Raw genomic sequence first — 13955 nt, forward strand, 5'->3', positions numbered from 1 at the left:
CTGCCGGTTAATAGCTTATGAGCTTTTCCACATACTCTTTTCTCAGATCCTTGCCCATGTAGTCGATATATGTTCTCATCATATCTGAAAACCCGGCCTTGGTTATTTTATTATCTGGGTATATGTAACCCTTCGTATCTCCTGAAATCAAACCCAGTCTCTCTGCTACATACATGGGTCCTCTCGCATAGGAGGGTATCTTGTCGTTATCCCTGAAGCCTGTCACAGGAACAGGATTTGGGGCCAGGCCGTTGAGTCCCAGGGCATTGACCATGATTGCCACGGCTTCGGCAACGGTAATAAGCTCGTCAGGCCTGAATTTACTTTTTCCGTTGCCCGAGATAATAGCTCTCTTTGTTGCATCCTCAATACTTGTAAAATAAGGGTTGCTGACTGCAACATCTGAAAATGGTGAGACTATTACCACATTTTTGGATGTCCTGGTCGAAGTTTTCTTGGGTTTGAAGGCAGGATCCAGGGGAACTGCCGGTGCCACCTTTAAGAAAGCGTCCACAAACTCCGACCTGCTGATATATTCCTGGGGATCAAAGGCTGCCGGATTTTTGAAGGCTTCAAGCCCGAACAATAAAGCGATATTTTCCTCCGAAGCATGGCCTCTTATCTGGTTCAGGTTGGGAGAAACCATTCTTGTGGAAGTCGGAAAGCTTTCAAGCTTGAGACTGTCAGTGTGTTTTACAACCTTGGTTGTGGGATTTCTTTTGCTGTCCAGCTCGCTGAGATCGGCAGTATACTTTAATATGTTTTCATTTGCCTGTGTCTGGACATATCCCCCTGCTATACTTGACTGCTCAGGGAGGTTCTCATAGTATTCCAGCTCTTTTTTTGTGGTAGTTGAAACCTCCATTGATATATCACCAACCTGAACAGGAGCTTTTCCGGCTCTTTGCTGTTCTATGGTCTGTTTGATTATCTGAGTCTCGGCCGAACTCCAGTATTGGTCGTAACCGGTGTAGCCGGTGGTGGAGTTGACAACAACATAATCGGAGCCGGTGGTTCCCATCCTGTACCGTTTTTTGCTCATTATTTCACCTGAATAGTAATTTACGGCAGGTTTATTATCGTTAAGAATCGACTTTGTAAGTTCATAATCATCTTTTGAACCGATTGTATAAACCGCATTTCCTATCTTTATGTTCTCTTTGGCCGCGGTCAGCTGGGTCGCTTCAACCTTCTGGCCGTTGTCCTTGGGAGTTATTACGGTGACAAAGGTCAGCGTTCTGGATAAGGTATTCTGTGTTCCATTTCTAAGTGAATAGGCATATGTACTGGTCAATGTCTGCGTTTTAGTTTTTGTATCCTCTTTAAGCTTTTTGGACAGTGTCAGAGTACCGCTCATAATTACAGGTACTCCTGTTAGAAAGCAGGGCTCCTGATACTGAAACTCGTACTTGCTGGCAGAGGACAGGCTGGTCATACTGGGTGTTTCCCCCGAGGAGATCCCGCCTTCATAACCGCTGTCTCCCTGCCTCGCATATATGTTACCGGGGCTCAGTGACAATAAAATGGCTGCTGACAGCATCACACTTATTGCAGTCCGCTTTCCGGTTTTCCCCCGTCTCTTGTATTTTTCAGTTTTTGATCTCTCAAATAATTTATGCAAAATACCTGACCTCCGCCTGATTATTATCTATTCTTCAACTATTACGATATATGCATCGCCGGTAACAGCAGTATCTTTCTTCAACACTCTGACTTTATCGCCCTTCTTAAGCTCTGAAGACTGAATTCTTACATTATTCTTTATTATGAATGAATTAGCCAGCAAATTGAACTTACTGTCAGCCATATTCACATAAAGCTTTGTAGAAGTATTATAGTACTTGACGTTTCTGAGCTCTAATGCCGTCGGCTGGGTCAGGAGCTTTCCTTCATCATCATAGGTGGCTCCCGAAGCGGTTATAACAGTACCGGTGATATTTACATTTCCATACGGAGCGGTACTTATTTCAACAGCGTTGGTTCCGTCACTGAGCACATAAACAGTCCTGTTCTTGAAGGTCGTGGCGCCGTTATAGCTGTTAAAGTCTCCCTGGCCCACAATACCGTCGGTATCTGTGATCCTTGTATTGGAGTTCAATGTAAAGGTTACCGGGGTGTTGGCAAAATCCCAGTTTACACCGTTAAGCTTTGAGTAGGACTGCAGCGTAACGCTCTTGTACTCATCTATACCGGAAATTCTTCCTCTGAAGAGCTGCAAAGTATCCGTTCCCGCTCTCTTCTCTATGGCTACCACTCCCGCCACAAGAGTTCCGCTGTCGGCATCCCTGTTTGCAACAACATAGGTGTAATCGTCGGCAGTGACACTGCTTCCCTGTACAAGTCTTCCGTCCTTGACTACAATAGTACCGTTGTCATATGAAATACTTGTCTGGGCCTGCTGCAGTGTAAACTTGTTGGCACCGGCAGTATATACTCTGTCATTATATGGAACTTCAAGGTCGTTTGTAAAGTTTGCCATTACAACATTTTCATTGTTTCCGTAATCGCTCTGGCTTACAAGGTATACCACCGACCCGTTCAGGTATTTGTTTAAATTCTTCACAGGCTGGGCGTTACCGCCAAAATACGCGGTGAAATCCTCATCAAGCTTGAGAGTCTTCATAGGTTCTGCTTCATCCTTGACCCAGGTGCCTCTTCGGAATACCCATGGATCGCTCAGAACAATCTGGTTTGACAGGTTGTTGTAGCTTTTGAAATTACCCTTGTATATATTTGCAACAAGCTTGTCTCCGCTCTCAATAATTATCTCTTTCAGCCTTGTCAGATTGGGTGCCTCATTTACAAGCAGCTTTACCCTGTCGCCGTCTTTCAGCTGGGTCAGCTTGGACAGCTTTCCGCTTTTGATGACATTGACTCCGTCGGTATTGTACTGCAGCACACCTTTATCGGTTTCAACGGTAATTGAATTGATTTTCCTGGAAATGACCTTTCCATACCGCACCGAATAATTGTCAACACTGCTTATTGAAGAAACAGCTCCGGTGTCATCTATTCTCACAAACACCGTATCTCCCGGTTCAATATCCTCCAGGTCTGCCGGTTGGTGGTTTTTATACACTTCAACATTATTGGGATCGTCATAGTTGAAAATTCTCAGTGCAGAGAGCTCCAGCGGGCCCGAACCGTCGGCCTTATACATGGACAGATAGCCCAGCTGGGGATTGTTTTCCTCAACAATGCCCGAGGTCAGACCTGCCTCACGTGCTTTCTTGACTGTGACCGGCGCTATCTCTTTTACCACATTCTGCTGTATGCCCACTACCACTACCATTTCAGGTTTAATAGAAGTCATATCCACAGGAGCTTTTGTTATTGCATTTAAAATATTATTGGAATAGGAATGGTTTTCGTACACTATATTTCCATTTGCCGTTTTTTTGACAGGATTGGAGATGGCCTGATCAGGGTACTTGATAGTCTGCGTAAGCGGGGTGTAGTTTATGGTTCTGCCGGCAGTGCCGACGCTGTTGACAATAGCTGCCACGTAACTCATTTCACCGCTGTTCGACAGAACTCTGGCATACCTGATGATTTTGTCCTCCGAACCTACTATATATTCCAGGCGGTCACCCTTTTTCAAACTCAGGGAATTTGTAATGGTTCCGTCCTTAAAGACCGGAATTTCAGTCTTGAGAGAGGCCTGTACCTTGCCGGTCTGCTCATTGGAGGTAGTGGTGGGAGACTGGTAACGTGTCTCGGTTATCAGTTCATCCAATAACCCGTCGGAATTTCTCACAATAAATGAGGTGTAATCTATTCTGTAACCCTTTGAGGTATCATTGGTTTTCTGAATATCCTCTATGGTGGCTGTTCTCTTTTCCATACTCTTCAGAGGCAATATGATATCTTCGGCGTTCTTAAGAACCCTGGCTGCCTCTTCCCTGGTTACGGCCCTGGTTGGATTGAATTTTCCATTTCCGTCGCCGCTCATTATATTGTTTTGCAAAATGGCTTCTATGTAAGGTACGTTTTCGGCAACCGTACTGTTCCAGTCGGTGAAGTTATTGAACAGTTCCTGCTCCTCATATGCAGGCGGCAGCATCAGTGCTTTTGCAAGCCAGGTGGCGAATTCCTGTCTTTGTGCTGCCGAACCTCTTCTGAAATCACCTGCTGCCAGAGTGCTCTGGTCTGCATTCAGGGCATTTGCCAGATCCTGTGGAGTTATCAGGCCTTCATTTGCAGCCAGCTGAAGACTTCCGTCATACAGCACGGCCTGGAGATTTGTTTTTTTCTGTCCTGCAGGTCTTACGGCATTGAGGGCCTGTCCCAGAGCAGTGATATCCTGCACCCGGTTGGCTGCCATATATGCCAGGTATAAAGCCATTTCCTTGGACACAGTTCCATTGGGGTTGAACTGCGTGTTTCCAAAACCCTTTAACAAATCGAGTGCACCGTTCTGGTAAACCGCATCCTTCAAATCATATGCAGCTTTACTCATGTCGGTATATTTAAGGTTATTTATCACAGCCTGCCCGTTTTGAGTGGCTGAATAAGAATTTACCGTGGGTTCATTGCCAACAGCCGCATATACGTAACCTGACTGGATTAAGACTGCAGCGCTGACGGTTAAGGCTATCAATTTACTGATTGATCCTGAAACGGATCCTGATTTCTTTTTGTATTTTAATGATTTTAGTGATTGAAAAAGATTCATCTATTTGACCTCTGCGTTAATCAAATTTTATGTATATGCATATTATATCGGTTTTTTTTGGATATTTATTATTAAAGTTTCATTACAATATTGCGAAATTTTCAAAAAGTCTTATACAAATTAGGACTAAAGTCCTATAAAAATTTCAGGTTTCAGGACGATAAATTTATATCAACAAAACCTCATTTCATAGCTGTAAATGCCCCCCAAATAAGGAAAGTATACTAATACAAGGAGATGATTTTATGAAAATAAAGGCAAAACTGATTGTGTCTTTTACAGGTATCTTATTGCTTTTCGCCCTTACAGTTTTTTTCCTTGTTTATTTCAAAGTGTCAGGGATAATTACCGGAAACTATCAAACCAACATTGAAAAAAATGCCAATCTGTCCCTGGCTTTCTTTAACGAAAGATTTACCGGAGACTGGAATATTAAAGACGGCATGCTCTACAAGGGGAATGAAAAAATCAATGACTCTGTGGAGTTTGTCGATACCATCCAAAAGGAGAGCGGATATCTGGCAACCATATTTATGAATGATACAAGGGTTGCAACAAACGTACTCCTGGATAACGGTTCAAGGGCAACGGGAACAAAAGCCTCCGAAGAAGTTGCCAATACCGTTTTGAAAGAGGGAAAGGATTTTCACGGTACCGCTCTGGTTGCAAATAAGAATGTATTTACGTATTACACTCCTCTTAAGGATTCCAACGGAAAAATAATAGGTATGTGGTTTGTGGGGGTTGAAAAAAGCGTTGTAGACAAACAGATATTTAATATTGTGGGAACAATAGCAATTATCATAGTCCTTGTTCTTTTCATTGGATCAGCTCTCGCTTTTAATATAGGTCATGTGTTGAGCAAGTCAATAGGGAAAATAAATGTTCAGCTGAATAAGTTTTCAGACGGGGATTTCAGCCACAGGCTTGATGACAGCAGCTTGAAGTTAAAGGGCGAGCTCGGTGAAATATCCAGGGCGGCCAACCGGATGCAGCAATCGATACAGGGAATAATCAAATCGGTTATGGACGAATCCTCCAGAATAGATCAAGCCATGCTCCATACCGTAAGCAGGATTTCAGACCTTAATGGGAATATTGAGGATGTCTCAGCCACGACAGAGCAGCTTTCAGCCGGAATGCAGCAGACTGCCGCAACAATGGAGGAAATGAACGCCACCTCCCACGAAATAGAGTCTGCGGTGGAGAATATAGCCAAAAAGGCACAGGACACCTCTTCTGCCGCCCAGGAAATCAACTCCAGAGCACTTGCACTCAAGACAGGAGCCAAAGAATCCAAGGATTACGCATATGATATCTATAAATCAACCAATATCGAGCTTACACAGGCTATAGAGCAAAGTAAATCAATTGAGCAGATCCGCAGGCTTTCTGATTCCATCATGCAGATCACCAGCCAGACCAACCTGCTGGCTCTGAATGCTGCCATTGAAGCCTCCAGAGCCGGTGAAGCAGGCCGTGGTTTTGCCGTGGTGGCAGATGAGATAAGGAAACTGGCCGAGGATTCCAAAAAGGCCGTCGCTGAAATACAGGGTGTCACCACCAGCGTACTCAGCGCCGTAGAAAATCTGGTAAACAGCTCCAAAAACATTTTATCCTTTATTGAAAATACTGTCATCACAGACTATAACAGTCAGGTGGACACCAGTGAACAATACAGCAGGGATGCCGCACATATCGATGAATTGGTGCTGGATTTCAGCTCTACCTCGGAAGAACTTCTGGTTTCCATAAACAATATGATTAAAGCCATAAACGAAATCACCATCTCCACGGGTGAAGCGGCTGAAGGTACGACGAATATCGCTGTCAAAGCCTCCGGAATCCTTGAAAAGGGAAATGAAGTCGTACAGATATCCCGGGATTCAAAAGCCGCGTCCGATAATTTGAAAGTGTATGTTTCAAAATTCAGGATTTAGGAACAATAGAGTATCGCAAAACCAGAACAATTGAAATAAATGTGAAAAGTATTGTATAGTGCTCCCATACAAACTTCAATAAATGGATTGCTCCCAAAGTACATGCTGAAATTTGCACGGCTCATCACAGGTGTTTTTGCTGTCGCACAATACTCGACCTCCTGTCTCGGATTGCTGCTCAAATCGGCCTCCTGCCGATTTGCCAGCAAAAACACCTGTGCTTCACCTGCAATTTCGGGCATATACTTTTAATTGAGCACCATTTATTGAAGTTGTACTCGCGCACTATAAACATAATTCACGTATTTCAGTTGTTTTAATTTGTGACACTCCACTGTAATTTGTTTTATTTTTCGTATAAAGTCTTGTCCAGTTCATCCATGATGCTTTTATTCACGATAATCTCATACTGGGGCTGCAGTTTCCAGGAAGTCAGATTTTTAGTATAGGTTTCATTAAAGCTGTTGTTGATAAGTGTGGTCTGGATCATATCTTTTAAAGCCTCAAAGGATTCTTCCTCCCTGTTGTCCATTTTCATCACATGATATCCGTAATCGGTCTCAACTATGCCGGTATCTCCCGGAGCGTGAGTGAAGGCCCAATTTTCAAATGGCTCCACCATTTCCCCTTTTCCGAAGGTATACTGTCCTCCATTTTCTTTTACTCCAGGGTCGTCGGAATATTCCTCAGCCAATTTTTTAAAATCCTCCCCTGCCTCGATCCTGGTCAGCAGCTCCTCAGCCTTTTTCCCGGCAGCCAGCTTTTCCTGACTGCTGATTTGCCCGCCGTCCTCCGAAACTGTGGATATGAGGATATGAGTTACGGTAACACTGTCATAATCCTCCTTGTGGGTATTATAATAATCTTCTGTTTCTTTTTCCGACACCTTAACTTTATCGTACTCGGCTTCAGCATACTTCTGTGTCAGTATTAAATCTTTACAAACCTGCTTGTACTCCTGCAGTGAAATGCCATAAGCCTGCCTGACTTCCCCTTCGGCTGCTTCAAGTCCTCCCATGTCGGCGATAAGCTGCTGTATCTGGGAATCCAACATCTTTTCATCGTTTTCGTCAAATTTAATACCAGCTTCCTGAGCCTTTTTATATTGGATCTTGAACTCCTGGATCTTTTCAAGTGCCTGTTTTTGAACCTGTTCCTTCAGCGGCAATCCCTCAAATTGGGACGACCAGTCAACCTTACCGGTGGAAAAATCCGGATTCTGTGCCAGCAGGGTATTCATAATAAATTTTGTGAACATGGTGTACTCCGGTTTTGAAACAACCGAATTTCCAATAACCGACACACAGTTTTCCGCCTCCTTTGCCGACATGATTGTGACATAGCAGTAGGCTTTAACTTTTCCGTCAGGGCTTTTTGCGGTTATCACAGCTTTTGACCCTGGTTTTGCAGCTGTTATATTACCTTTTGAATCCACCTTTACGGAATTCGGCTTGTCCGATATCCATAAAAACTTTGTATCACCCTGTACCGTCTTTCCGTTGGTCTGCATAACCGCTTTCAATTGCACCGTCTGACCGGCTGCCATACTTAACTCATGGCGGCTTAGTATAATTTTACCCGGGTTCTCATTGCCGGCCGTATTGCTCACTGCAGCAGACGGTCCGTCTGCCTGTGTTGAAAAAGCAGAGATATTTGTGAAGGATACACCCACAAACACTGCCAGTAACAAAGCTGATAACCTTATCCTTGTGAACATATTGTACCCCCTTTTACTTTTTTGGATTTGTATGTAATATTCTACCATATATTATATTTTATAACAACTCTTATCTCTCATTTTTGTACACAAAATGATAAATTTCGTGCTCTCAAAGTAAAATCCCCTGTAACATAAGGTATAAATCTTAAGTTGCAGGGGATTCTTATATCTGTTTATTTTTTTGATTTCACTTGAAATAATACTGCTATCCGCAACCGGCGGTTACATCCTCTCAGGTGCGCTGATACTCAGCAGGTCAAGTACGTTTCTGATTACGATTCTTGTACAGTCAACCAGTACCAGCCTTGCCTTCATAAGTCCCTCTTCCTCGCCCCTCACTCTGCAGGCATTATAGAAGCTGTGGAAGGAGGCCGCAACTTCCTGTACATATCTTGTGAGCCGGCTTGGTTCAAGAGTTTCTGCCGATATCCTCACCTCGTCGGGATATTCGGAAAGCTTCTTTATAAGGTCAAGCTCCTCCTGCCTTTCAAGCAGTTCCAGCTTTACGGCATTGACATCGGGTATCATGATACCTTCACTCTCCAGCAGCTTCAGCATGCTGCAGATTCTTGCATGTGCATATTGCACATAGAATACAGGGTTTTCATTTGACTGCTTGACAGCAAGGTCGAGATCAAAATCCAGATGGCTGCCCGATGCCTTTGTATTAAAGAAGAATCTGACCCCATCCCTGCCTACTTCCTCTACAAGGTCCATCAGGGAAATGGATTTGCCTGTTCTCTTGGACATTCTGGCTATTTCACCGTTTCTGTACAGGCGCACCAGCTGGAACAGCACAACGTCAAGCCTGTCAGGATTGATCCCTATAGCCGCCATGGCTGCTTTCATCCTTGCCACATGGCCGTGGTGGTCGGCTCCCCATAAATTTATTACCCATTCAAAGCCTCTTGTCTCAAATTTATTGCGGTGGTAGGCTATGTCTGCTGCAAAGTAGGTTGGTATGCCGTTATTCCTTACAAGCACTTCATCCTTTTCACTGCCTATTACCGAGCCCTTAAGCCATAGAGCTCCGTCATTCTCAACAGTACAGTTGTTTTTCTTTAACAGCTCAATAGTTTCTGCCACCTCCCCGCCTTTGTGGAGAGTCTGTTCGGAGAACCACATGTCAAAATGAATCCCGTAGCTCTCAAGGCCTTCTCTGATTCTCTGGATATTCCTGGGAAGCGCAAAATCCACAAATACCTTTTTTCTTTCCTCCGAAGGAACATCAATATATTTATCCCCGTGAACGGCAATAAAATCCTTCATATGTTCGGTTATATCCTCGCCATGATAGCCGTCCTCGGGAAACTCCACCGCATCTGCTCCCTTTATGAGCTGGATGTACCTGGCTTCAAGGGAGATTCCGAACTTCTCGATCTGGTTTCCCGCATCATTTATCAGAAACTCCCTGGTCACATCATACCCGGCGGCATCCAGCACGCTTGCTATGCAGTCGCCCAGTGCGCCGCCGCGGGCATTGCCCATATGCAGAGGTCCCGTAGGGTTTGCACTGACAAACTCAACCATGACCTTTTTACCGTTGCCTATATTTATGCGTCCGTATTGTTCTTTTTCTTCCTTTATTATTCTGACTGCATCGTAGAGGTATTTGCTGTCCAGCGTAAAGTTTATAAACCCGGGACCGGCACAGGTTGCCTCTACGATATAGGTGTTGCTGAAATCAATGTTCTTGATAATGGTTTCAGCTATCAGGCGCGGTGCCTTTTTTGCTGTCTTTGTCAGCTGCATGGCGATATTGGTTGAAAAATCTCCATGTCCCTTCTCCCTGGGAATTTCGATTGCCACATCATTGACCTCAAGTTCGGGAAGCTCTCCTGCTTCTACTGCCTTTTTGACCGAGCCCAGTACGGCATTTTTAATTTGCTGGCGTAATTCCTCTGTTATATTTTTCATTTGAAGCTCCTACCTCTCTAATATGCATGTAAAAATCATTTCTTCCTGTATTGTAACTGTCTATCTCTATCTGATAACCCACACGGATCTCGCCGCCAGTATCATCTATATTTATGTCAACATTATTGGCGTAAACACCTATTGTAAAAACCCCATACTCAGTCTCATAGGATGAGATATGCTTCTGTCCTTTCTGGAAAACGAACTGCGAGTTTACCTTGCCAAATCTCATGAGAGTAACGACACCATCGCAGATTTTTAAAGTGGTGGTGGTACCGAGCATTCCGGTAACTTCGCTCTCCTTATAGCTTACATAATAGTTATTGCCCTTTTGATAGTACTTTCCCTCAGTGATAAGTTCAAGAGTGTTCTGATCGTTTTCGGGATCAACTTGTATACCCTTTACATTTATTATCACGTCTTTACTCATTCAGTTTCCTCCTCAGTTGAGTCATACCAAAACTTACTTCCAATATAATAAACATTTGGCAGGATTTTTTCAAGGAAAAATAAATAAAAACAAATCCGGGACCACCAAAAGCAAAGGACAATTATTGATTGGTAAACTCTCTTTTACTGTCCTCATATCTTTCATAGGCAAGCTCGATGAGCCTGTCAATGAGCTCGGTGTAAGGTATGCCGCTTGCCTCCCACAATTTTGGATACATACTTATCTGAGTAAAGCCGGGCAGAGTATTTATTTCGTTTATATATATCTCTCCTGTAACCTTATGTACAAAAAAATCCACTCTTGAGAGCCCGGCGCAGTCGAGGCATTTAAAGGCTCTGACCGCATATTCCCTGATTTTCTGCACCGTATCGGCAGGCAGATTTTCAGCCGGAATGACCACCTTTGAGTCGTCCCCCACCTGATATTTTGCCTCGTAATCATAAAAATCATTGCAGGGAATGACCTCTCCGACAGTTGAAGCTATGGGATTATCATTGCCAAGAACCGCACATTCTATTTCTCTGCCGTCAATAAATTCTTCCACAAGAATCCTTCTGTCATTCCTGGCTGCTATTTCGAGAGCCCTTTTTAATTCTTCCCTGTTTGAAGCTTTGCTAACCCCCACGGAGGAGCCTGCATTCGAGGGTTTAACGAAGCAGGGGTAAGTCAGCCTGCCCTCTATTTCTTCCATGACTTCTTCAGTCCGGAAATTGACCTGCTTCCTGTTGAACACCAGATAGTCACCCTGGGGAAGGCCTTCCTTTTCAAATATTATCTTGGTATAAGCCTTATCCATACCCACAGCCGAGCCCAGTACACCACAGCCCACGTATGGAAGGCCGGCCAGTTCAAACAGGCCCTGGATGGTTCCGTCTTCCCCGTTACAACCGTGCAAAACAGGAAATACAACATCTATCGGCTCGGCCGAGCTTTCGGTAAAAATAGCTCTTGCCGTATTGCTGACGGTTATATCATTGAAATTCCGGGATGCAGTATCAGCCTGCTGATTTTGAGCCGCTAAAAGCAGGGCATTTTGCTTCTTCTCCTTAAGGTCGGCCTGCGCAAGCTGCAGCCATTCGCCGCTTCCGATTTTGTTTGCGGGCCCGTCATATGTAAGCCACTGTCCCTCTTTTGTAATGCCGATCATAATAACATCATATTTTGATTTATCTATATTCTCAATTACCGACTGAGCCGAGACTCTGGATACCTCATGCTCCGAAGATTGTCCTCCGAATATTACAGCTACTCTTTTCTTTGCCATAATTACCTCCGCACGCATGTGAAGCCAAGTGTTTGACTTCATGTTTTTATTGGTATCTGCCAACTTACAGATGCCATTTAAATTATATTTAACATTTTACTATTTAAGTACCAATAATACAAGAAAATACAGCGCTCAAAGCAAAAAGAGCCGTTCCGGCTCTTTTTGCGATAAATCCCTATTTTATATTTATATATTAATAACACCCTACGGGTATCATTCATGAACCATGGACATTATTGCTCCGGAAAACAGGCTTATTTAAATATGAATCCGGCAACATCTTTCCAGCTCTGCTTGAGAAGCTTTTCATACCTCACCTTGAACATGACCTCATGCTTCTTTTCCCAGTCTGCAAGTTCGAGGAGAAATCTCTTGGCCTCTTCATCCTCCACCTGGCCTGCCGCATTAAAATAAAACAGTGCAAAATCACTTTCCATCAGGTAGGCCATTCTTATTATTGCCAGGTCGGACAAAGCATTTTTATCAGAAATAAGTTCAGAGTTGTCAGGTATTATTGCGACATTTTTTTCTCTTGAAGTGTCATCAACTACCCAGGACATTACTATGGGAGGAGGCGTTACCTTGAGCAGGTCATAAATACTGCTCAGTACCGCATAATGGGTTTTTTCCATTTCGGCCAACTCCTCAAAGAGTTTTTTATGTTCAGCCGACTGAACCCTCTCCATATTGTAACTGTAAAATTCCTCCGCATCATTTTCCATTCTCATGGCATATTCAATAATCTCTTTTAATTTGCTCATAATTGGCTCTCCTTCTGTATGTAATCAAGAATATTTTGTGGCAGCGCCCCCGGAAGTACAATCTATATAAAATATACCCTGCAGTTTATGCTTAAAACATTAATTTAACCCGTTGTGCCAATTAAAATTTTATTTTTGCTTTACAGATAGATTTAATCAGAATCAACTGGTACGCGAGTACAACTTCATGAAATAAGATGCACAGTTAAAAACAATTTTCGCAATTGTTTTGGGGCATCCTTATTTCATGAAGTTAGTACGGAAGTTACCATTTGATATAAAAAAATTACAGGGTAAAGCAAAAATTAAACTAACCGGCACAACGCGTTAATTTAACTGGTTAATTATTTTACTCACGAAAAGAACGGAGTCCTTTTAAGACTCCGTTCCAGTTTATGTCAGGAATATTTGTTTTTTTCGTTATTTAGCCTTGTCCGAAGTTGAAGCCGCCTTCAAATATGGCACAGGATCAACTGCCTTGCCATTTTTCAAAACTTCAAAATGCAGATGTGCGCCATCTTCACATTCACTTTGAATGGGATCACCTACAAGGCCTATTATTTCATTGGCCTTGACCTTAAGGCCGCAGCTTATATCCTCCAGGCCCTGCTTTGAAAGACCTGCGTATCTGGTCTTCAAACCGCTGGTGCCGTGAGTGATTTCTACGGTGATGCCACTTGTATTATCCTCAACCAGTGACACTGTTCCATCAGCTACAGCCCTGACCTTTGTCAGCTTGTCCACTTTAAAATCAAGACCTGTATGAGCTCTTATGTCCCCCAGTGTCTTTGACTCTGAAAAAGTATTTACGTCTCTGGTGTAGTCCTTCATAATCGACCCATCAACAGGACGGATAAATGTAATGGCTGCATTGGAAGCAGTACTTTTGCCCTTGGCAGGAGAACTCTTGGCCGGTTCTTTTGAAGTATTTGCCGACGGTGTCTGGTTGGCAGGTACTTGCTTGCCCGAAGTGTTGGCTGCAACTGCTTTAGCAGGATCTTCCTGGCTTGATTGATTTGCATTGGCATCATCCGGAATTATTTTTCCTTCGCTGCTGATGCCGGTATCAGGAGAGTTCATGTTTTGAGTAGTTACAAATATCGCCGTGGCTGCCACAATGACTATGCAAACTGCAAGAATTACATAAAATCCCTTATTATTAAAGAATTTTGACAGTTTGTTTTTCCAATTCTTTTCGTCTGGAATAAGTTTCTTCATAATTAA

Annotated in this window: 10 protein-coding genes; 1 reads left to right on the forward strand and 9 read right to left on the reverse strand. The window is 43.4% G+C overall.

Annotated elements, in window-relative coordinates; all coding sequences use genetic code 11:
* Positions 1 to 7: 7 nt before the first annotated feature.
* Together CTER_RS10820 and CTER_RS26965 are read right to left on the reverse strand one after the other, a co-directional pair.
* Complete coding sequence (locus tag CTER_RS10820; RefSeq protein WP_004625572.1) at positions 8 to 1621, reverse strand: S-layer homology domain-containing protein; 1614 nt, start codon at positions 1619 to 1621, stop codon at positions 8 to 10.
* Positions 1622 to 1648: 27 nt separating this feature from the next.
* On the reverse strand, positions 1649 to 4675 hold the full coding sequence (locus tag CTER_RS26965; protein WP_004625652.1) for an S-layer homology domain-containing protein: 3027 nt from the start codon (positions 4673 to 4675) through the stop codon (positions 1649 to 1651).
* A gap of 245 nt (positions 4676 to 4920) precedes the next feature.
* Between CTER_RS26965 and CTER_RS10835 the strand changes: the two genes are divergently transcribed.
* Positions 4921 to 6615, forward strand: coding sequence for a methyl-accepting chemotaxis protein (locus CTER_RS10835; RefSeq protein ID WP_004625552.1), 1695 nt, complete (start codon positions 4921 to 4923; stop codon positions 6613 to 6615).
* On the opposite strand, the gene CTER_RS10840 is transcribed toward CTER_RS10835, so the two are convergent.
* From CTER_RS10840 to CTER_RS10870, 7 genes are all read right to left on the reverse strand, one after another.
* A complete protein-coding gene (locus CTER_RS10840) occupies positions 6612 to 6857 on the reverse strand; it encodes a type 1 glutamine amidotransferase family protein (RefSeq protein WP_027628996.1) in 246 nt (81 codons plus the stop codon). The genes CTER_RS10835 and CTER_RS10840 overlap by 4 nt on opposite strands.
* Positions 6858 to 6961: 104 nt before the next feature.
* A complete protein-coding gene (locus CTER_RS10845) occupies positions 6962 to 8332 on the reverse strand; it encodes a peptidylprolyl isomerase (protein ID WP_004625604.1) in 1371 nt (456 codons plus the stop codon).
* A gap of 225 nt (positions 8333 to 8557) precedes the next feature.
* Positions 8558 to 10252: an arginine--tRNA ligase gene (gene argS / locus CTER_RS10850; RefSeq protein WP_004625646.1), complete on the reverse strand. Its 1695-nt coding sequence runs from the start codon at positions 10250 to 10252 to the stop codon at positions 8558 to 8560.
* Positions 10215 to 10682 carry a YwiB family protein gene (locus CTER_RS10855; RefSeq protein ID WP_004625596.1) on the reverse strand — a complete coding sequence of 156 codons (468 nt, stop codon included), beginning with the start codon at positions 10680 to 10682 and terminating at the stop codon, positions 10215 to 10217. Before CTER_RS10855 ends, argS begins: the two co-directional genes overlap by 38 nt.
* A gap of 121 nt (positions 10683 to 10803) precedes the next feature.
* The gene (locus tag CTER_RS10860) at positions 10804 to 11967 is read right to left on the reverse strand and encodes a D-alanine--D-alanine ligase family protein (RefSeq protein WP_004625522.1); all 1164 of its coding nucleotides are present in this window, start codon (positions 11965 to 11967) and stop codon (positions 10804 to 10806) included.
* Between the two features lie 257 nt (positions 11968 to 12224).
* Positions 12225 to 12731 carry a ferritin family protein gene (locus CTER_RS10865; RefSeq protein ID WP_004625580.1) on the reverse strand — a complete coding sequence of 169 codons (507 nt, stop codon included), beginning with the start codon at positions 12729 to 12731 and terminating at the stop codon, positions 12225 to 12227.
* Positions 12732 to 13151: 420 nt separating this feature from the next.
* Positions 13152 to 13949, reverse strand: coding sequence for a M23 family metallopeptidase (locus CTER_RS10870; RefSeq protein ID WP_004625546.1), 798 nt, complete (start codon positions 13947 to 13949; stop codon positions 13152 to 13154).
* Positions 13950 to 13955: the final 6 nt, after the last annotated feature.

It is taken from the genome of Ruminiclostridium cellobioparum subsp. termitidis CT1112 (assembly GCF_000350485.1).
GTDB lineage: Bacteria > Bacillota > Clostridia > Acetivibrionales > DSM-1351 > Ruminiclostridium > Ruminiclostridium termitidis.